Origin of the sequence: Burkholderia sp. Ac-20349, assembly GCF_017104865.1 — a bacterium.
Taxonomy (GTDB): domain Bacteria; phylum Pseudomonadota; class Gammaproteobacteria; order Burkholderiales; family Burkholderiaceae; genus Burkholderia; species Burkholderia aenigmatica.
The window spans coordinates 1-15,156 of sequence record NZ_JAAGPM010000043.1; the positions used below are offsets into that span (position 1 = coordinate 1).

Annotated in this window: 29 protein-coding genes and 1 pseudogene; all 30 read left to right on the forward strand. The window is 59.5% G+C overall.

What is annotated here, in order from left to right; genetic code table 11:
- Positions 1-127: pseudogene (locus G3N61_RS16125) on the forward strand (elongation factor Tu); the annotation flags it as partial.
- Positions 128-413: 286 nt separating this feature from the next.
- Positions 414-725 carry a 30S ribosomal protein S10 gene (gene rpsJ / locus G3N61_RS16130; RefSeq protein WP_004199280.1) on the forward strand — a complete coding sequence of 104 codons (312 nt, stop codon included), beginning with the start codon at positions 414-416 and terminating at the stop codon, positions 723-725.
- Positions 726-902: 177 nt separating this feature from the next.
- Positions 903-1,553: a 50S ribosomal protein L3 gene (rplC, locus tag G3N61_RS16135; protein WP_006482922.1), complete on the forward strand. Its 651-nt coding sequence runs from the start codon at positions 903-905 to the stop codon at positions 1,551-1,553.
- Positions 1,553-2,173 carry a 50S ribosomal protein L4 gene (rplD, locus tag G3N61_RS16140; protein WP_011350675.1) on the forward strand — a complete coding sequence of 207 codons (621 nt, stop codon included), beginning with the start codon at positions 1,553-1,555 and terminating at the stop codon, positions 2,171-2,173. Before rplC ends, rplD begins: the two co-directional genes overlap by 1 nt.
- Entirely contained in the window at positions 2,170-2,484 is a 315-nt protein-coding gene (gene rplW, locus G3N61_RS16145; protein WP_004199275.1) for a 50S ribosomal protein L23, read from the forward strand. Before rplD ends, rplW begins: the two co-directional genes overlap by 4 nt.
- Positions 2,485-2,486: 2 nt before the next feature.
- The gene (gene rplB, locus G3N61_RS16150) at positions 2,487-3,314 is read left to right on the forward strand and encodes a 50S ribosomal protein L2 (protein WP_006482900.1); all 828 of its coding nucleotides are present in this window, start codon (positions 2,487-2,489) and stop codon (positions 3,312-3,314) included.
- Positions 3,315-3,324: 10 nt separating this feature from the next.
- Positions 3,325-3,600 (forward strand): 30S ribosomal protein S19, encoded by a 276-nt coding sequence (gene rpsS / locus G3N61_RS16155; RefSeq protein ID WP_004199273.1) that lies wholly within the window; start codon positions 3,325-3,327, stop codon positions 3,598-3,600.
- Positions 3,601-3,612: 12 nt separating this feature from the next.
- Positions 3,613-3,942, forward strand: a complete 330-nt coding sequence (gene rplV / locus G3N61_RS16160) for a 50S ribosomal protein L22 (protein ID WP_004199272.1) — start codon at positions 3,613-3,615, stop codon at positions 3,940-3,942.
- Positions 3,943-3,953: 11 nt separating this feature from the next.
- Positions 3,954-4,754 carry a 30S ribosomal protein S3 gene (gene rpsC / locus G3N61_RS16165; RefSeq protein WP_006482899.1) on the forward strand — a complete coding sequence of 267 codons (801 nt, stop codon included), beginning with the start codon at positions 3,954-3,956 and terminating at the stop codon, positions 4,752-4,754.
- Positions 4,755-4,756: 2 nt separating this feature from the next.
- Positions 4,757-5,173, forward strand: a complete 417-nt coding sequence (gene rplP, locus G3N61_RS16170) for a 50S ribosomal protein L16 (protein ID WP_006752927.1) — start codon at positions 4,757-4,759, stop codon at positions 5,171-5,173.
- Between the two features lie 9 nt (positions 5,174-5,182).
- Positions 5,183-5,377, forward strand: a complete 195-nt coding sequence (rpmC, locus tag G3N61_RS16175) for a 50S ribosomal protein L29 (RefSeq protein WP_006400652.1) — start codon at positions 5,183-5,185, stop codon at positions 5,375-5,377.
- Complete coding sequence (rpsQ, locus tag G3N61_RS16180) at positions 5,374-5,646, forward strand: 30S ribosomal protein S17 (protein WP_043191859.1); 273 nt, start codon at positions 5,374-5,376, stop codon at positions 5,644-5,646. Before rpmC ends, rpsQ begins: the two co-directional genes overlap by 4 nt.
- Before the next feature lie 309 nt (positions 5,647-5,955).
- The gene (gene rplN, locus G3N61_RS16185) at positions 5,956-6,324 is read left to right on the forward strand and encodes a 50S ribosomal protein L14 (protein ID WP_006482918.1); all 369 of its coding nucleotides are present in this window, start codon (positions 5,956-5,958) and stop codon (positions 6,322-6,324) included.
- Between the two features lie 9 nt (positions 6,325-6,333).
- Entirely contained in the window at positions 6,334-6,642 is a 309-nt protein-coding gene (rplX, locus tag G3N61_RS16190; RefSeq protein WP_006477187.1) for a 50S ribosomal protein L24, read from the forward strand.
- Positions 6,643-6,658: 16 nt separating this feature from the next.
- A complete protein-coding gene (gene rplE, locus G3N61_RS16195; protein WP_006477186.1) occupies positions 6,659-7,198 on the forward strand; it encodes a 50S ribosomal protein L5 in 540 nt (179 codons plus the stop codon).
- Between the two features lie 7 nt (positions 7,199-7,205).
- Positions 7,206-7,511 (forward strand): 30S ribosomal protein S14, encoded by a 306-nt coding sequence (rpsN, locus tag G3N61_RS16200; protein WP_011350676.1) that lies wholly within the window; start codon positions 7,206-7,208, stop codon positions 7,509-7,511.
- A gap of 14 nt (positions 7,512-7,525) precedes the next feature.
- Positions 7,526-7,921, forward strand: coding sequence for a 30S ribosomal protein S8 (rpsH, locus tag G3N61_RS16205; RefSeq protein WP_011350677.1), 396 nt, complete (start codon positions 7,526-7,528; stop codon positions 7,919-7,921).
- Between the two features lie 18 nt (positions 7,922-7,939).
- Positions 7,940-8,470 carry a 50S ribosomal protein L6 gene (gene rplF / locus G3N61_RS16210; protein ID WP_006758786.1) on the forward strand — a complete coding sequence of 177 codons (531 nt, stop codon included), beginning with the start codon at positions 7,940-7,942 and terminating at the stop codon, positions 8,468-8,470.
- 12 nt (positions 8,471-8,482) lie between these two features.
- Positions 8,483-8,848, forward strand: a complete 366-nt coding sequence (gene rplR, locus G3N61_RS16215) for a 50S ribosomal protein L18 (protein ID WP_006477183.1) — start codon at positions 8,483-8,485, stop codon at positions 8,846-8,848.
- Positions 8,849-8,862: 14 nt separating this feature from the next.
- Entirely contained in the window at positions 8,863-9,381 is a 519-nt protein-coding gene (gene rpsE, locus G3N61_RS16220) for a 30S ribosomal protein S5 (protein ID WP_006482895.1), read from the forward strand.
- Between the two features lie 15 nt (positions 9,382-9,396).
- Positions 9,397-9,579, forward strand: coding sequence for a 50S ribosomal protein L30 (rpmD, locus tag G3N61_RS16225; protein WP_006400644.1), 183 nt, complete (start codon positions 9,397-9,399; stop codon positions 9,577-9,579).
- Positions 9,580-9,605: 26 nt separating this feature from the next.
- Positions 9,606-10,040, forward strand: a complete 435-nt coding sequence (gene rplO / locus G3N61_RS16230) for a 50S ribosomal protein L15 (protein ID WP_006477180.1) — start codon at positions 9,606-9,608, stop codon at positions 10,038-10,040.
- Between the two features lie 42 nt (positions 10,041-10,082).
- Positions 10,083-11,432 (forward strand): preprotein translocase subunit SecY, encoded by a 1,350-nt coding sequence (gene secY, locus G3N61_RS16235; protein WP_006482915.1) that lies wholly within the window; start codon positions 10,083-10,085, stop codon positions 11,430-11,432.
- Between the two features lie 7 nt (positions 11,433-11,439).
- Entirely contained in the window at positions 11,440-11,658 is a 219-nt protein-coding gene (gene infA, locus G3N61_RS16240) for a translation initiation factor IF-1 (RefSeq protein ID WP_004521905.1), read from the forward strand.
- A gap of 20 nt (positions 11,659-11,678) precedes the next feature.
- Positions 11,679-11,795 carry a 50S ribosomal protein L36 gene (gene rpmJ, locus G3N61_RS16245; RefSeq protein WP_004199844.1) on the forward strand — a complete coding sequence of 39 codons (117 nt, stop codon included), beginning with the start codon at positions 11,679-11,681 and terminating at the stop codon, positions 11,793-11,795.
- Between the two features lie 38 nt (positions 11,796-11,833).
- The gene (gene rpsM, locus G3N61_RS16250) at positions 11,834-12,199 is read left to right on the forward strand and encodes a 30S ribosomal protein S13 (RefSeq protein WP_006477178.1); all 366 of its coding nucleotides are present in this window, start codon (positions 11,834-11,836) and stop codon (positions 12,197-12,199) included.
- Between the two features lie 28 nt (positions 12,200-12,227).
- A complete protein-coding gene (gene rpsK, locus G3N61_RS16255) occupies positions 12,228-12,629 on the forward strand; it encodes a 30S ribosomal protein S11 (RefSeq protein WP_004197937.1) in 402 nt (133 codons plus the stop codon).
- A gap of 154 nt (positions 12,630-12,783) precedes the next feature.
- On the forward strand, positions 12,784-13,407 hold the full coding sequence (gene rpsD, locus G3N61_RS16260; protein ID WP_011350679.1) for a 30S ribosomal protein S4: 624 nt from the start codon (positions 12,784-12,786) through the stop codon (positions 13,405-13,407).
- Positions 13,408-13,531: 124 nt separating this feature from the next.
- Positions 13,532-14,509, forward strand: a complete 978-nt coding sequence (gene rpoA, locus G3N61_RS16265; RefSeq protein ID WP_006477176.1) for a DNA-directed RNA polymerase subunit alpha — start codon at positions 13,532-13,534, stop codon at positions 14,507-14,509.
- A gap of 138 nt (positions 14,510-14,647) precedes the next feature.
- Positions 14,648-15,043: a 50S ribosomal protein L17 gene (gene rplQ, locus G3N61_RS16270; protein WP_006477175.1), complete on the forward strand. Its 396-nt coding sequence runs from the start codon at positions 14,648-14,650 to the stop codon at positions 15,041-15,043.
- Positions 15,044-15,156: the final 113 nt, after the last annotated feature.

Below are 15,156 nucleotides of genomic sequence, written 5' to 3' on the forward strand. Positions count from 1 at the left end.
GGGCGACAACGTGTCGATCACGGTGAAGCTGATCGCTCCGATCGCGATGGAAGAAGGTCTGCGCTTCGCAATCCGCGAAGGCGGCCGTACGGTCGGCGCCGGCGTCGTCGCCAAGATCATCGAGTAATATCGACGATCCGCGGATCCCGACGGGGTCCGCGATTCCGCGGTATGCAGTTGTACCGTCGAAACCGGGTGTCCAGCTTGCGCTGGCACCCGGTTTTGTTTTTCCGGCGCGCCGTTGCGTGGGGCGAGAAACTCGCACCATCGCTCCAGAATTTCGTGTAGAATCGCGGGCTTAGCAGTGGAAGTACCGTTCGGAACGTGGTGTCTCGCTCCCCGCAGGCGTCATGTTTCGCGTTCTTTTAGTGTTCGGCGATGCAACATCGCCTCGCTCTTTTCAAGGAATCGTCATGCAGCAACAGAAAATCCGCATTCGCCTGAAGGCTTTCGACTATCGTCTGATCGATCAATCGGCTGCCGAGATCGTCGATACCGCGAAGCGGACTGGCGCAATCGTCCGTGGCCCGGTGCCGCTGCCGACGCGCATTCAGCGTTTTGACATCCTGCGTTCGCCGCACGTCAACAAGACGTCGCGCGATCAGCTCGAAATCCGTACCCACCAGCGCCTGATGGACATCGTCGATCCGACCGACAAGACGGTTGACGCGCTGATGAAGCTCGACCTGCCGGCTGGCGTCGACGTGGAAATCAAGCTGCAATAAGGCTTCCAGCGCCGATCGGCTTGCCGGGCGGCGCTAAGTCTTTGATTGCTTGCGGAAAACGCGAGGTCGGGCTATAATGCTTGGCTTTTCGTGTATTCGCGAAAAAAAGTTGGGCCTTGCGTGCCCGGCATTTTGTAAATCAGCCCCGACCAATCGCAGTCGGGAATGGAGAAAATGATGAGCCTTGGACTCGTAGGTCGCAAGGTTGGCATGACCCGTATCTTCACGGCGGAAGGGGATTCGATTCCCGTCACCGTGCTGGACGTGTCGGACAACCGCGTGACGCAGATCAAGACTGTTGAAACCGACGGCTACACGGCCGTGCAGGTTGCATTCGGCTCCCGTCGTGCCTCGCGCGTGACGAAGCCGCTGGCAGGTCATCTCGCCAAAGCCGGTGTCGAAGCCGGTGAAATCCTCAAGGAATTCCGCATTGACGCGGCCAAGGCAGCTGAGCTGTCGAATGGCGCCGTGGTCGGTGCAGATCTTTTCGAAGTGGGCCAGAAGGTCGACGTGCAAGGCGTGTCGATCGGTAAGGGCTACGCCGGTACGATCAAGCGTTACAACTTCTCCTCCGGCCGTGCTACGCACGGTAACTCGCGCTCGCACAACGTGCCGGGCTCGATCGGTATGGCGCAGGATCCGGGTCGTGTTTTCCCGGGTAAACGCATGACGGGTCACATGGGTGACGTGACGGTGACGGTGCAGAACCTCGAAATCGCTCGTATCGACGCAGAGCGCAAGCTGCTGCTCGTGAAGGGTGCGATTCCGGGCGCGAAGGGCGGCAAAGTCTTCGTGACGCCGGCCGTCAAGACCAAGGGGGCGAAATAATGGAACTCAAGCTCCTGAACGAAAATGGTCAGGAAGGTGCAGTGGTCAACGCATCGGACGTCGTGTTCGGTCGTGACTACAACGAAGCGCTGATCCACCAGGTCGTCGTCGCTTACCAGGCGAATGCTCGCCAGGGTAACCGCGCGCAGAAGGACCGTGAGCAAGTCAAGCACACGACGAAGAAGCCGTGGCGCCAGAAGGGTACGGGCCGCGCTCGTGCCGGTATGTCGTCGAGCCCGTTGTGGCGTGGCGGTGGTCGTATCTTCCCGAATTCGCCGGAAGAAAACTTCTCGCACAAGGTCAACAAGAAGATGCATCGCGCAGGTCTCTGCTCGATCTTCTCGCAGCTGGCCCGTGAAGGCCGTCTGTCGGTCGTCGAGGACATCATCCTCGAAGCGCCGAAGACCAAGCTGCTGGCCGAAAAATTCAAGACCATGGGTCTCGACTCCGTGCTGATCATTACGGATACGGTCGACGAGAACCTGTACCTGGCTTCGCGCAACCTGCCGCACGTGGCGATTGTCGAGCCGCGCTACGCTGACCCGCTGTCGCTGATCTACTTCAAGAAAGTGCTGGTCACGAAGGCTGCGGTCGCCCAGATCGAGGAGTTGCTGTCATGAGCGAGATTCGCAAGAACGATCATCGTTTGATGCAGGTCCTGCTCGCGCCGGTCATCTCGGAAAAGGCGACGCTGGTTGCCGACAAGAACGAGCAAGTCGTGTTCGAAGTCGCACCGGATGCCACGAAGCAGGAAGTGAAGGCAGCGGTCGAGCTGCTGTTCAAGGTTGAAGTTGATTCCGTCAACGTGCTGGTTCAGAAGGGCAAGCAGAAGCGCTTTGGCCGTTCGATGGGCCGCCGCAAGGACGTGAAGAAGGCGTACGTTTGCCTGAAGCCCGGCCAGGAAATCAACTTTGAAGCGGAGGCCAAGTAATCATGGCAATCGTTAAAGTTAAGCCGACATCGCCGGGTCGCCGCGCGATGGTCAAGGTGGTCAACAAGAATCTGCACCAGGGCAAGCCGTTCGCGGCACTGCTCGACTCGCAGAGCTCGACCGCCGGCCGTAACAACAACGGCCGTATCACCACGCGTCACAAGGGTGGTGGTCACAAGCAACACTATCGTATCGTCGATTTCCGTCGCACGAAGGATGGCATCCCGGCAAAGGTCGAGCGTCTCGAGTACGACCCGAACCGTAGCGCGAACATCGCGCTGGTGCTCTACGCAGACGGCGAACGTCGCTACATCATCGCCCCGAAGGGCCTGACCGTCGGCCAACAGCTGATGTCGGGTTCGGAAGCGCCGATCCGTGCAGGCAACACGCTGCCGATCCGCAACATTCCGGTCGGTACGACGATCCACTGCATCGAGATGCTGCCGGGCAAGGGCGCGCAAATGGCGCGTTCGGCTGGTACGTCGGCCATGCTGCTCGCACGTGAAGGCGTCTACGCGCAGGTTCGTCTGCGTTCGGGCGAAATCCGCCGCGTGCACATCGAGTGCCGTGCAACGATCGGTGAAGTCGGCAACGAAGAGCATAGCCTGCGCCAGATCGGCAAGGCTGGCGCGAACCGCTGGCGCGGTATCCGCCCGACGGTGCGTGGCGTTGCGATGAACCCGGTTGATCACCCGCACGGTGGTGGTGAGGGCAAGACGGCTGCAGGTCGCGATCCGGTTAGCCCGTGGGGTACGCCGGCTAAGGGTTATCGCACCCGTAGCAACAAGCGCACGACGACGATGATCGTCCAGCGCCGTCACAAGCGTTAAGGAGTAGGCAATGGCACGTTCTGTTAAAAAAGGTCCGTTCTGCGACGCCCATTTGCTGAAGAAAGTTGAGGCGGCTGCAGCTTCGCGCGACAAAAAGCCGATCAAGACCTGGTCGCGTCGCTCGACGATTCTGCCGGATTTCATCGGCCTGACGATCGCTGTTCACAACGGCCGTCAACACGTTCCGGTGTACATCTCGGAAAACATGGTCGGCCACAAGCTTGGCGAGTTCGCACTGACCCGTACGTTCAAGGGTCACGCAGCCGACAAGAAGGCCAAGAAATAAGGGGCAATCAAGATGGAAGTGAAAGCAATTCATCGCGGTGCCCGCATCTCGGCGCAAAAAACGCGCCTTGTGGCTGACCAGATCCGCGGTTTGCCGGTCGACAAGGCGCTGAACGTTCTGACGTTCTCGCCGAAGAAAGCGGCTGGCATCGTGAAGAAGGTTGTGCTGTCGGCAATCGCGAATGCGGAGCACAACGAAGGCGCCGATATCGACGAGCTCAAGATCAAGAGCATCTACGTCGACAAGGCTGCATCGCTCAAGCGTTTCACCGCGCGCGCCAAGGGCCGCGGTAACCGCATCGAGAAGCAATCCTGTCACATCACTGTGACGGTCGGGAATTAAGGAGCCATACGATGGGACAGAAAATTCATCCGACTGGCTTCCGCCTGGCTGTCAGCCGCAATTGGGCTTCGCGTTGGTACGCGAACAACAACAATTTCGCGGCGATGCTGCAGGAAGACATCGGTGTTCGTGAATACCTGAAGAAGAAGCTGAAGAACGCTTCGGTCGGTCGGGTCGTCATCGAGCGTCCGGCGAAGAACGCGCGCATCACGATTTACAGCTCGCGTCCGGGTGTGGTCATCGGCAAGAAGGGCGAGGATATCGAGCAGCTGAAGACGGAACTGCAACGCCGCATGGGCGTTCCGGTTCACGTCAACATCGAAGAAATCCGCAAGCCGGAAACCGATGCTCAGCTGATCGCTGACTCGATCACGCAACAGCTCGAGCGCCGGATCATGTTCCGCCGCGCGATGAAGCGTGCGATGCAGAACGCGATGCGTCTGGGTGCTCAAGGCATCAAGATCATGAGCGCGGGCCGTCTGAACGGTATCGAAATCGCTCGTACGGAGTGGTATCGCGAAGGTCGCGTGCCCCTTCACACGCTGCGTGCCGATATCGACTACGCGACCTCGGAAGCGAAGACGACCTACGGGATCATCGGCGTCAAGGTGTGGGTTTACAAGGGCGACACGCTCGGCCGCAACGACGCACCGGTGGTGGAAGAAGTAGCCGAAGACAAGCGTCCGCGTCGCAATGCGCGTCCGGGCGACCGTCGTCCGCGCCGTGACGGCGAAGGCGGCGCTCCGGGTGCTCGCCGTGGCGCACCGCGCCGTGGCGCCGGCAAGCCCGAAGACGGCAAGACTGGAGAATAACGATGCTGCAACCGAAACGCAGGAAGTATCGTAAAGAGCAGAAGGGTCGTAACACCGGCAAGGCGACGCGCGGCAACGCAGTGTCGTTCGGTGACTTCGGCCTGAAGGCTATCGGTCGCGGTCGTTTGACCGCACGCCAGATTGAAGCGGCGCGTCGTGCAATGACGCGTCACATCAAGCGTGGCGGCCGCATCTGGATCCGGATCTTCCCGGACAAGCCGATTTCGCAGAAGCCGGCCGAAGTGCGTATGGGTAACGGTAAGGGTAACCCGGAGTACTACGTCGCCGAGATTCAGCCGGGCAAGATGCTCTATGAAATGGACGGCGTAACCGAAGAACTGGCACGCGAAGCGTTCCGTCTGGCTGCAGCCAAGCTGCCGCTGAAGACGGCATTCATCGTGCGCCAGCTCGGCGCCTAAGGAGAAAATATGAAGGCTTCCGAACTTCTCCAGAAAGACCAGGCCGCGCTCAACAAGGAGCTGGCGGACCTGCTGAAGGCGCAATTCGGCCTGCGCATGCAACTCGCGACCCAGCAGCTCACGAACACGAGCCAGCTGAAGAAGGTTCGTCGCGACATCGCACGTGTGCGGACCGTCATGACTCAGAAGGCGAACCAGAAATGAACGATAGCGTGAAAACCTCGCTGAAGCGGACGCTGGTCGGTCGGGTCGTCAGCAACAAGATGGACAAGACCGTCACCGTGCTGATCGAGCACCGCGTCAAGCATCCGATCTACGGCAAGTACGTCGTGCGCTCGAAGAAGTACCACGCGCACGATGAAGCGAACACCTACAACGAGGGTGACCTCGTTGAAATCCAGGAAACTCGTCCTCTGTCGAAGACGAAGGCCTGGACGGTGTCGCGCCTCGTCGAAGCCGCTCGCGTCATCTAAGCGGGCAGCGTAGTAGGCAGTAACAAGCACTTCTCCGCGAAGTGCTTGAAATCGCAAAGTTTTTGCTTGCGTGACCAGGATTATTTGTTATAATCCTGGTCTTCCCTCTTTATGGGAGCCCCGTCGCGGGCGAAGTTGGTGGGGGAAGCGGACTGGCGCCTGCCTGTCCGAAAGATTCACCGAATTGCGATGGCGGGTTTCGTTTGCCGTCGCTGCTGTTCCAACCCAAGCAGCCGATTGGCTGACGGGACCAAGACTGACTGAATGCATCATGGTGGTGCATCCGGATTAAGTTGGGAAAGACAAACCATGATCCAGACCGAATCTCGGCTCGAAGTAGCCGACAACACGGGTGCACGTGAAGTTCTGTGCATCAAGGTGCTCGGCGGCTCGAAGCGTCGTTACGCCGGCATTGGCGACATCATCAAGGTGAGCGTCAAAGAGGCAACGCCGCGCGGGCGCGTGAAGAAAGGCGAAATTTACAACGCCGTGGTGGTCCGCACCGCCAAGGGCGTGCGCCGTCAAGACGGCTCGCTGATCAAGTTCGACGGCAACGCCGCTGTGCTTTTGAATAACAAGCTCGAGCCGATCGGCACCCGTATCTTCGGGCCGGTCACGCGTGAGCTGCGTAGCGAACGATTCATGAAGATCGTTTCGCTGGCGCCGGAAGTGCTGTAAGGAGTCGCGATGAACAAGATTCGCAAAGGTGACGAAGTCATCGTCGTCACTGGCAAAGACAAGGGCAAGCGCGGCGTCGTGCTGGCTGTCGGTGCAGAACATGTGACGGTTGAAGGTATCAACCTCGTCAAGAAGCATGTGAAGCCGAACCCGATGAAGGGTACGACGGGCGGCGTGGAAGCGAAGACGATGCCCCTGCATATTTCGAACGTCGCACTGGTCGACGCGAATGGCAAGGCGTCGCGTGTTGGCATCAAGGTCGAGGAAGGCAAGAAGGTTCGCTTCCTGAAGACGACCGGTGCCGTACTGAGCGCCTGACGCAGCGGAGTAAAAAATGGCTCGTTTTCAAGAGTTTTACAAAGAAAAGGTTGTGCCCGGCCTGATCGAGAAGTTCGGTTACAAGTCGGTCATGGAAGTGCCGCGCATCACCAAGATCACGCTGAACATGGGTCTTGGCGAAGCGATCGCTGACAAGAAGATCATCGAGAACGCCGTTGGCGACCTCACGAAGATCGCTGGTCAGAAGCCGGTCGTCACGAAGGCACGCAAGGCAATCGCAGGCTTCAAGATCCGCCAGGGTTACCCGATCGGCGCGATGGTGACGCTGCGTGGCCAAGCAATGTACGAATTCCTCGACCGTTTCGTGACGGTTGCCCTGCCCCGCGTGCGTGACTTCCGCGGCGTGTCGGGTCGTGCTTTCGATGGCCGTGGCAACTACAACATCGGTGTGAAAGAGCAGATCATTTTCCCCGAAATCGACTACGACAAGATCGACGCACTGCGTGGGCTGAACATCAGCATCACGACGACTGCGAAGACCGACGACGAAGCAAAGGCTCTGCTCGCCAGCTTCAAGTTCCCGTTCAGAAACTGAGGTTACCGTGGCTAAACTGGCACTGATCGAACGTGAAAAGAAGCGCGCCCGCCTGGTCGCGAAGTTCGCAGCAAAGCGCGATGCGCTGAAGGCGATCGTCGAAGACCAAAGCAAGTCGGAAGAAGAGCGCTACGAAGCACGCCTGGAGCTGCAGCAACTGCCCCGCAACGCAAACCCGACCCGCCAGCGTAACCGCTGCGCGATCACGGGCCGTCCGCGTGGCACGTTCCGTAAATTCGGCCTCGCGCGTAACAAGATTCGTGAAATCGCATTCCGTGGCGAGATTCCTGGCCTGACCAAGGCGAGCTGGTAATAGGAGAAACGTAAATGAGCATGAGTGATCCTATCGCCGATATGCTGACTCGCATCCGCAACGGGCAGATGGTCGAGAAGGTATCGGTGTCGATGCCCTCGTCGAAAGTCAAGGTTGCAATCGCGCAAGTCCTGAAAGACGAAGGCTATATCGACGATTTCGCCGTGAAGGCGGAAGGTGCGAAGTCCGAACTGAATATCGCGCTGAAGTACTACGCTGGCCGTCCGGTTATCGAACGCATCGAACGCGTGTCGAAGCCTGGCCTGCGCGTGTACCGCGGCCGTAACGACATTCCGCAGGTCATGAATGGCCTCGGTGTGGCAATCGTGTCGACGCCGAAGGGCGTGATGACCGACCGCAAGGCGCGCGCTACCGGCGTCGGCGGCGAAGTCATCTGCTACGTCGCTTAAAGCCGAGGAGAGAGAAACATGTCTCGAGTAGGTAAGAGCCCGATCGCGCTGCAAGGCGCGGAAGTCAAGCTGGCCGACGGTGCAATCACCGTCAAGGGCCCGCTGGGCACCATCACGCAAGCGATCAATCCGCTCGTGAACGTGGCGAACAACGACGGCACGCTGAACCTGTCGCCGGTGGACGAAAGCCGCGAAGCAAATGCACTGTCGGGCACGATGCGCGCGATTATCGCGAATGCCGTGCACGGCGTGACCAAGGGTTTCGAGCGCAAGCTGACGCTGGTTGGCGTCGGTTATCGTGCGCAAGCGCAAGGCGACAAGCTGAACCTGTCGCTGGGTTTCTCGCACCCCGTGGTGCACCAGATGCCGGAAGGCGTCAAGGCAGAAACCCCGACGCAAACCGAAATCGTGATCAAGGGGATCAACAAGCAACAAGTCGGTCAAGTGGCTGCGGAAGTTCGCGGTTACCGTCCGCCGGAACCCTACAAGGGCAAGGGCGTGCGCTATTCCGACGAGGTTGTGATCCTCAAAGAAACGAAGAAGAAGTAAGGGTGCGCAATCATGGATAAGACTCAATCTCGCCTGCGCCGCGCTCGCCAGACGCGTATCAAGATCGCTGAGCTGCAGGTCGCGCGTCTCGCCGTGCATCGCACGAACACGCACATCTACGCTCAAGTGTTCTCGCCCTGCGGCACCAAGGTGCTCGCCAGCGCGTCGACGCTCGAAGCTGAAGTGCGCGCTGAACTGGCCGACAAGTCGGGCAAGGGCGGCAACGTTAATGCCGCGACGCTGATCGGCAAGCGTATTGCCGAGAAGGCAAAGGCTGCCGGCATCGAATCCGTCGCCTTCGACCGCTCGGGCTTCCGCTACCACGGCCGCGTCAAGGCGCTGGCTGAGGCAGCTCGCGAAGCTGGGCTCAAGTTCTAAGGAAGGAATTCGTCATGGCAAAGATGCAAGCGAAAGTTCAGGCTGACGAGCGCGACGACGGCCTTCGTGAAAAGATGATTTCGGTCAATCGCGTGACCAAGGTCGTGAAGGGTGGCCGTATTCTCGGCTTCGCCGCACTGACCGTGGTTGGCGATGGTGATGGCCGCATCGGTATGGGCAAGGGCAAGGCGAAGGAAGTGCCGGTCGCTGTCCAGAAGGCAATGGAACAAGCTCGCCGCAACATGTTCAAGGTGCCGCTCAAGAACGGCACGCTGCAACACGAAGTGCACGGCAAGCATGGTGCATCCGCTGTCCTCCTCGCTCCGGCGAAGGCAGGTACGGGCGTGATCGCCGGCGGCCCGATGCGCGCAGTGTTCGACGTGATGGGCGTTCAGAACGTCGTGGCAAAGAGCCACGGTTCGACGAACCCGTACAACCTCGTTCGCGCTACGCTGGACGGTCTGCGCAAGCAGTCCACCCCGGCAGACATCGCGGCGAAGCGCGGCAAGTCCGTCGAAGAAATTTTGGGCTAAGCCCGGGTGGTCACCATGTCTGAAAAAACTGTCAAGGTTCAGCTCGTTAAGAGCCTGATCGGGACCCGCGAATCGCACCGCGCGACCGTGCGTGGCCTGGGCCTGCGCCGACTCAACTCGGTCAGCGAGCTTCAGGACACGCCGGCGGTCCGCGGCATGATCAACAAGGTCTCGTACCTCGTTAAGGTCATCGCGTAAGCGGCCCTACGGATCAAGGAGTTGATATGGAATTGAATAACCTGAAGCCGGCAGCTGGCGCCAAGCACGCCAAGCGTCGCGTCGGCCGTGGCATCGGTTCGGGCCTCGGCAAGACGGCTGGCCGTGGTCACAAGGGTCAGAAATCGCGTTCGGGCGGCTTCCACAAAGTCGGTTTCGAAGGCGGTCAGATGCCGCTGCAACGTCGTCTGCCGAAGCGCGGCTTCACGTCGCTGACGAAGGAATTCGTCGGTGAAGTGCGCCTGAGCGACCTCGAGAAGCTGCCGGTCGATGAGATCGATCTGCTCGCACTGAAGCAAGCCGGCCTGGTCGGTGAGCTGACGAAGAGCGCAAAGATCATCGCGACGGGCGAACTGAAGCGCAAGATCGTCGTGAAGGGTCTCGGTGCCACCAAGGGTGCGCGCGCTGCGATCGAAGCGGCTGGCGGTTCGTTCGCCGAGTGACACGCGTAGCGCGTCGTCACTTGCATTCATCGGAGAAGGTACTTGGCTAACAGCCCGAGTCTTGCAAAACCCGGTCGAAGCACGGCGAAATTCGGCGATCTGCGCCGGCGAGCGATGTTCCTGCTCCTGGCGCTGATCGTCTATCGCATCGGCGCGCACATTCCCGTGCCGGGCATCGATCCGGATCAACTGGCAAAGCTGTTCCAGAGCCAGGCGGGCGGCATCCTGGGCATGTTCAACATGTTCTCGGGTGGCGCGCTTTCCCGCTTCACGATCTTTGCGCTGGGGATCATGCCGTACATCTCGGCGTCGATCATCATGCAGTTGCTGGCGATTGTCTCGCCGCAGCTCGAGGCGCTGAAGAAGGAAGGGCAGGCAGGGCAACGGAAGATCACGCAGTACACGCGGTATTTCACCGTGGTGCTCGCGACCTTCCAGGCGTTCGGTATCGCGGCTGCGCTGGAAAACCAGCCCGGCCTCGTCACTGACCCCGGCATGCTGTTCCGTCTGACGACGGTCGTGACGCTGGTTACCGGCACGATGTTCCTGATGTGGCTCGGCGAGCAGATTACCGAGCGTGGTCTGGGCAACGGTATCTCGATCATCATCTTCGGCGGGATCGCAGCAGGGTTCCCGAATGCCGTCGGTGGGTTGTTCGAGCTGGTGCGTACGGGTTCGATGAGCATCATTTCGGCGATCATCATCGTCGTTCTGATTGCCGCGGTGACTTACCTGGTCGTGTTCATCGAACGCGGTCAGCGCAAGATCCTCGTGAACTACGCGAAGCGCCAGGTCGGCAACAAGATCTACGGTGGGCAGTCGTCGCATCTGCCGCTGAAGTTGAACATGTCGGGCGTGATTCCGCCGATCTTCGCATCGTCGATCATTCTGTTCCCGGCAACGATTCTCGGCTGGTTCAGTACCGGTCAGCCGACGGGAAGCTGGATTTCCAATACGTTGCATAACGTTGCGGAAGCGCTGAAGCCGGGCCAGCCGGTCTATGTGCTGCTGTACACGCTGGCGATCGTGTTTTTCTGCTTCTTCTACACCGCACTGGTGTTCAACAGCAGGGAAACCGCAGACAACCTGAAGAAGAGCGGCGCGTTTGTTCCGGGCATCCGTCCGGGCGATCAGACCGCACGATATATCGACCGCATCCTCACGCGTCTGACGCTGGCCGGTGCGATCTACATCGTCTTCGTGTGTCTGCTGCCAGAGTTTCTGGTGCTGCGCTGGAACGTGCCGTTTTATTTTGGTGGAACGTCGCTGCTGATCATTGTCGTCGTCACGATGGACTTTATGGCGCAGGTGCAGTCGTACGTTATGTCGCAACAGTATGAGTCACTGCTCAAGAAGGCGAACTTCAAGGGCGGCAACATCCCGATGCGTTGAAAGGACTATGGCCAAAGACGATGTAATCCAGATGCAGGGTGAGGTGATTGAAAACCTCCCGAATGCGACCTTCCGTGTGAAGCTGGAAAACGGCCATGTCGTGTTGGGTCATATTTCCGGAAAGATGCGGATGCACTACATCCGCATCCTGCCGGGCGACAAGGTGACGGTTGAGTTGACGCCTTACGATCTGTCTCGTGCGCGGATCGTGTTCCGGGCGAAGTGATTTGAAAAAAGGGTATTATCATGAAAGTGATGGCATCGGTTAAGCGCATTTGCCGCAATTGCAAGATCATCAAGCGCAAAGGCGTCGTTCGCGTGATCTGCAGCTCGGATCCGCGCCACAAGCAGCGCCAAGGCTGACCGCGCGTTTGTTTGCGCTTTTTGTTTGAGGAAAAACAATGGCTCGTATCGCAGGGGTTAACATCCCGAATCACCAGCACACCGAGATCGGCCTGACGGCAATCTTCGGTGTCGGCCGCACCCGTTCGCGCAGCATCTGCGTGGCAGCTGGCGTCGATTTTTCGAAGAAGGTCAAGGACTTGACCGACGCAGACTTGGAAAAGCTGCGTGAAGAAGTGGGCAAGTTTGTCGTCGAAGGCGATCTGCGCCGTGAAGTGACGATGAACATCAAGCGCCTGATGGACCTCGGTTGCTACCGTGGTGTTCGTCATCGCAAGGGCCTGCCGATGCGCGGTCAGCGTACGCGTACGAACGCACGTACTCGCAAGGGTCCGCGTCGTGCAGCGCAAGCGCTGAAGAAGTAAGCGGAACTGACAGTTACAGGAAAACGTAATGGCTAAGGCTTCGAACACCGCGGCGCAACGCGTTCGCAAGAAGGTTAAGAAGAACGTCGCTGAAGGCGTGGTTCACGTTCACGCGTCGTTCAACAACACGATCATCACGATCACCGATCGCCAAGGCAATGCACTGGCATGGGCGACGTCGGGCGGTCAGGGCTTCAAGGGCTCGCGCAAATCGACGCCGTTCGCTGCCCAGGTCGCAGCCGAGTCGGCTGGCCGCGTCGCGATGGAATACGGCGTGAAGAATCTGGAAGTGCGGATCAAGGGCCCGGGCCCGGGTCGTGAGTCGGCAGTGCGCGCACTGCACGGCCTCGGCATCAAGATCACCGCGATTTCGGACGTCACCCCGATTCCGCACAACGGCTGCCGTCCGCCGAAGCGTCGTCGTATCTAAAGATGTGCTGGCACGTTCGTGCTAGCACATTGCCTGTCGCCGCTCAGCGTCGACGGGCGTTGCTTTTTTGATTGACTAAGCCCACCGTTCGCCCCAAAGGGAGCGGACTAGCGCGGATTTCGATCCGCGTGACTGATTGATAAAGGAATGCAAAGTGGCACGTTATATCGGCCCCAAAGCCAAGCTGTCCCGCCGTGAAGGCACCGACCTGTTCCTGAAGAGCGCACGCCGCTCGCTCGCCGACAAGTGCAAGCTCGACAGCAAGCCGGGTCAGCACGGCCGTACCTCGGGCGCACGTACGTCCGACTACGGTACGCAGCTGCGCGAAAAGCAGAAGGTCAAGCGTATCTACGGCGTGCTGGAGCGTCAGTTCCGCCGCTACTTCGCTGAAGCCGACCGCCGCAAGGGCAACACGGGTGAAAACCTGCTGCAACTGCTCGAGTCGCGTCTCGACAACGTCGTGTATCGCATGGGCTTTGGCTCGACCCGCGCTGAAGCGCGTCAGCTGGTCAGCCACAAGTCGATCACCGTGAACGGCGTCGTTGCGAACGTCCCGTCGCAGCAAGTGAAGTCGGGTGACGTCGTCGCGATCCGCGAAAAGGCGAAGAAGCAGGCGCGTATCGTCGAAGCGCTGTCGCTGGCCGAGCAAGGCGGCATGCCGAGCTGGGTTGCAGTCGATGCGAAGAAGTTCGAAGGCACGTTCAAGCAAATGCCGGAACGCGCTGAAATCGCAGGCGACATCAACGAAAGCCTGATCGTCGAATTGTATTCGCGTTAATCCGATTGACGGCCGAGGTACCCCGATTGCGTTGCGCAAGGGGGGTCCTCGGCTGTTTATTTTCTGGTTGTTACCGGTCAGCCTTATCGGTGTAACGAGCCGAGGGTATTGAAAAGGAAAGCCCATGCAAACCAGTTTGCTGAAACCCAAGATCATCGCCGTGGAATCGCTGGGCGAGAACCACGCGAGGGTGGTCATGGAACCGTTCGAACGCGGTTACGGCCATACCTTGGGCAATGCGCTGCGTCGCGTGCTGCTGTCGTCGATGGTTGGCTACGCGCCGACCGAAGTGACGATCGCGGGCGTGGTGCACGAGTACTCGACGCTGGATGGCGTGCAGGAAGACGTCGTCAACCTGCTGCTGAACCTGAAGGGCGTGGTGTTCAAGCTGCATAACCGTGACGAAGTGACGGTTACGCTGCGCAAGGAAGGTGAAGGCGTTGTCACGGCCGGCGATATCGAGCTGGCTCACGACTGCGAAGTCATCAACCCGAATCACGTGATTGCGCACCTGTCGAAGGGCGGCAAGCTCGACGTTCAGATCAAGATCGAAAAGGGTCGCGGCTATGTGCCCGGCAACGTCCGTCGCTACGGCGAAGACACGGCCAAGATCATCGGCCGCATCGTCCTCGACGCATCGTTCTCGCCGGTTCGCCGCGTGAGCTACGCTGTCGAAAGCGCACGTGTCGAGCAGCGTACCGACCTCGACAAGCTCGTGATGAACATCGAGACGAGCGGTGTGATCACGCCGGAAGAAGCGATCCGCCAATCGGCCCGCATCCTGGTCGACCAGCTGTCCGTGTTCGCGGCGCTGGAAGGCACGGAAACGGCAGCCGAAGCGCCGTCGCGTGCTCCGCAGATCGATCCGATCCTGCTGCGTCCGGTGGACGATCTCGAGCTGACGGTTCGTTCGGCGAACTGCCTGAAGGCCGAGAACATCTACTACATCGGCGACCTGATCCAGCGCACGGAAAACGAGCTGCTGAAGACGCCGAACCTCGGTCGCAAGTCGCTCAACGAGATCAAGGAAGTGCTCGCTTCGCGCGGTCTCACGCTGGGCATGAAGCTCGAAAACTGGCCGCCGGCTGGTCTCGACAAGTAAGCCTGGTTGTTGCTGTAGTTGGCAAAGATGCGGATTTTCCTTTAAAATCCGCATCTTGCTTTTTTTCGTTACCGGCCCGTGCATGCTTCGACGTGCGATAGAAGAGCTGGATCAAAACTTTGAATCAAGGAAACTGAAATGCGCCATCGTCATGGTCTGCGGAAACTGAACCGCACGAGCAGCCACCGTCTGGCTATGCTCCGTAACATGTCCAACTCGCTGATCGAGCACGAAGTCATCAAGACGACGCTGCCGAAGGCGAAGGAACTCCGTAAAGTCGTCGAGCCGCTGATCACGCTCGGCAAGAAGCCGTCGCTGGCAAACCGTCGCCTGGCGTTCAACCGCCTGCGCGATCGTGACTCGGTGGCGAAGCTGTTCGACGTGCTCGGTCCGCGTTTCGCGAACCGTCCGGGCGGCTACCTGCGCGTGCTGAAGTTCGGCTTCCGCGTGGGCGATAACGCACCGATGGCACTGGTCGAGCTGCTCGATCGTCCGGAAGTCGACGAAACGGAAAACGTGCAAGAAGCTGAGTAAGCTTCCGGTACGCAGCAGTATCTGAAAGGGGCCGAGCGATTGCTTGGCCCTTTTTGTTTTTCAGGCGCCGGCTGCGATCGATTGTCGCAGGGCGGTACCGGCAGCGTTGCGCG

Bases quoted from the DNA above. Each gene is read 5' to 3' on its own strand.
- rpsJ (WP_004199280.1), top strand. From the start codon at position 414: ATGCAGCAACAGAAAATCCGCATTCGCCTGAAGGCTTTCGACTATCGT.
- rplC (WP_006482922.1), top strand. From the start codon at position 903: ATGAGCCTTGGACTCGTAGGTCGCAAGGTTGGCATGACCCGTATCTTC.
- rplD (WP_011350675.1), top strand. From the start codon at position 1,553: ATGGAACTCAAGCTCCTGAACGAAAATGGTCAGGAAGGTGCAGTGGTC.
- rplW (WP_004199275.1), top strand. From the start codon at position 2,170: ATGAGCGAGATTCGCAAGAACGATCATCGTTTGATGCAGGTCCTGCTC.
- rplB (WP_006482900.1), top strand. From the start codon at position 2,487: ATGGCAATCGTTAAAGTTAAGCCGACATCGCCGGGTCGCCGCGCGATG.
- rpsS (WP_004199273.1), top strand. From the start codon at position 3,325: ATGGCACGTTCTGTTAAAAAAGGTCCGTTCTGCGACGCCCATTTGCTG.
- rplV (WP_004199272.1), top strand. From the start codon at position 3,613: ATGGAAGTGAAAGCAATTCATCGCGGTGCCCGCATCTCGGCGCAAAAA.
- rpsC (WP_006482899.1), top strand. From the start codon at position 3,954: ATGGGACAGAAAATTCATCCGACTGGCTTCCGCCTGGCTGTCAGCCGC.
- rplP (WP_006752927.1), top strand. From the start codon at position 4,757: ATGCTGCAACCGAAACGCAGGAAGTATCGTAAAGAGCAGAAGGGTCGT.
- rpmC (WP_006400652.1), top strand. From the start codon at position 5,183: ATGAAGGCTTCCGAACTTCTCCAGAAAGACCAGGCCGCGCTCAACAAG.
- rpsQ (WP_043191859.1), top strand. From the start codon at position 5,374: ATGAACGATAGCGTGAAAACCTCGCTGAAGCGGACGCTGGTCGGTCGG.
- rplN (WP_006482918.1), top strand. From the start codon at position 5,956: ATGATCCAGACCGAATCTCGGCTCGAAGTAGCCGACAACACGGGTGCA.
- rplX (WP_006477187.1), top strand. From the start codon at position 6,334: ATGAACAAGATTCGCAAAGGTGACGAAGTCATCGTCGTCACTGGCAAA.
- rplE (WP_006477186.1), top strand. From the start codon at position 6,659: ATGGCTCGTTTTCAAGAGTTTTACAAAGAAAAGGTTGTGCCCGGCCTG.
- rpsH (WP_011350677.1), top strand. From the start codon at position 7,526: ATGAGCATGAGTGATCCTATCGCCGATATGCTGACTCGCATCCGCAAC.
- rplF (WP_006758786.1), top strand. From the start codon at position 7,940: ATGTCTCGAGTAGGTAAGAGCCCGATCGCGCTGCAAGGCGCGGAAGTC.
- rplR (WP_006477183.1), top strand. From the start codon at position 8,483: ATGGATAAGACTCAATCTCGCCTGCGCCGCGCTCGCCAGACGCGTATC.
- rpsE (WP_006482895.1), top strand. From the start codon at position 8,863: ATGGCAAAGATGCAAGCGAAAGTTCAGGCTGACGAGCGCGACGACGGC.
- rpmD (WP_006400644.1), top strand. From the start codon at position 9,397: ATGTCTGAAAAAACTGTCAAGGTTCAGCTCGTTAAGAGCCTGATCGGG.
- rplO (WP_006477180.1), top strand. From the start codon at position 9,606: ATGGAATTGAATAACCTGAAGCCGGCAGCTGGCGCCAAGCACGCCAAG.
- infA (WP_004521905.1), top strand. From the start codon at position 11,440: ATGGCCAAAGACGATGTAATCCAGATGCAGGGTGAGGTGATTGAAAAC.
- rpmJ (WP_004199844.1), top strand. From the start codon at position 11,679: ATGAAAGTGATGGCATCGGTTAAGCGCATTTGCCGCAATTGCAAGATC.
- rpsM (WP_006477178.1), top strand. From the start codon at position 11,834: ATGGCTCGTATCGCAGGGGTTAACATCCCGAATCACCAGCACACCGAG.
- rpsK (WP_004197937.1), top strand. From the start codon at position 12,228: ATGGCTAAGGCTTCGAACACCGCGGCGCAACGCGTTCGCAAGAAGGTT.
- rpoA (WP_006477176.1), top strand. From the start codon at position 13,532: ATGCAAACCAGTTTGCTGAAACCCAAGATCATCGCCGTGGAATCGCTG.
- rplQ (WP_006477175.1), top strand. From the start codon at position 14,648: ATGCGCCATCGTCATGGTCTGCGGAAACTGAACCGCACGAGCAGCCAC.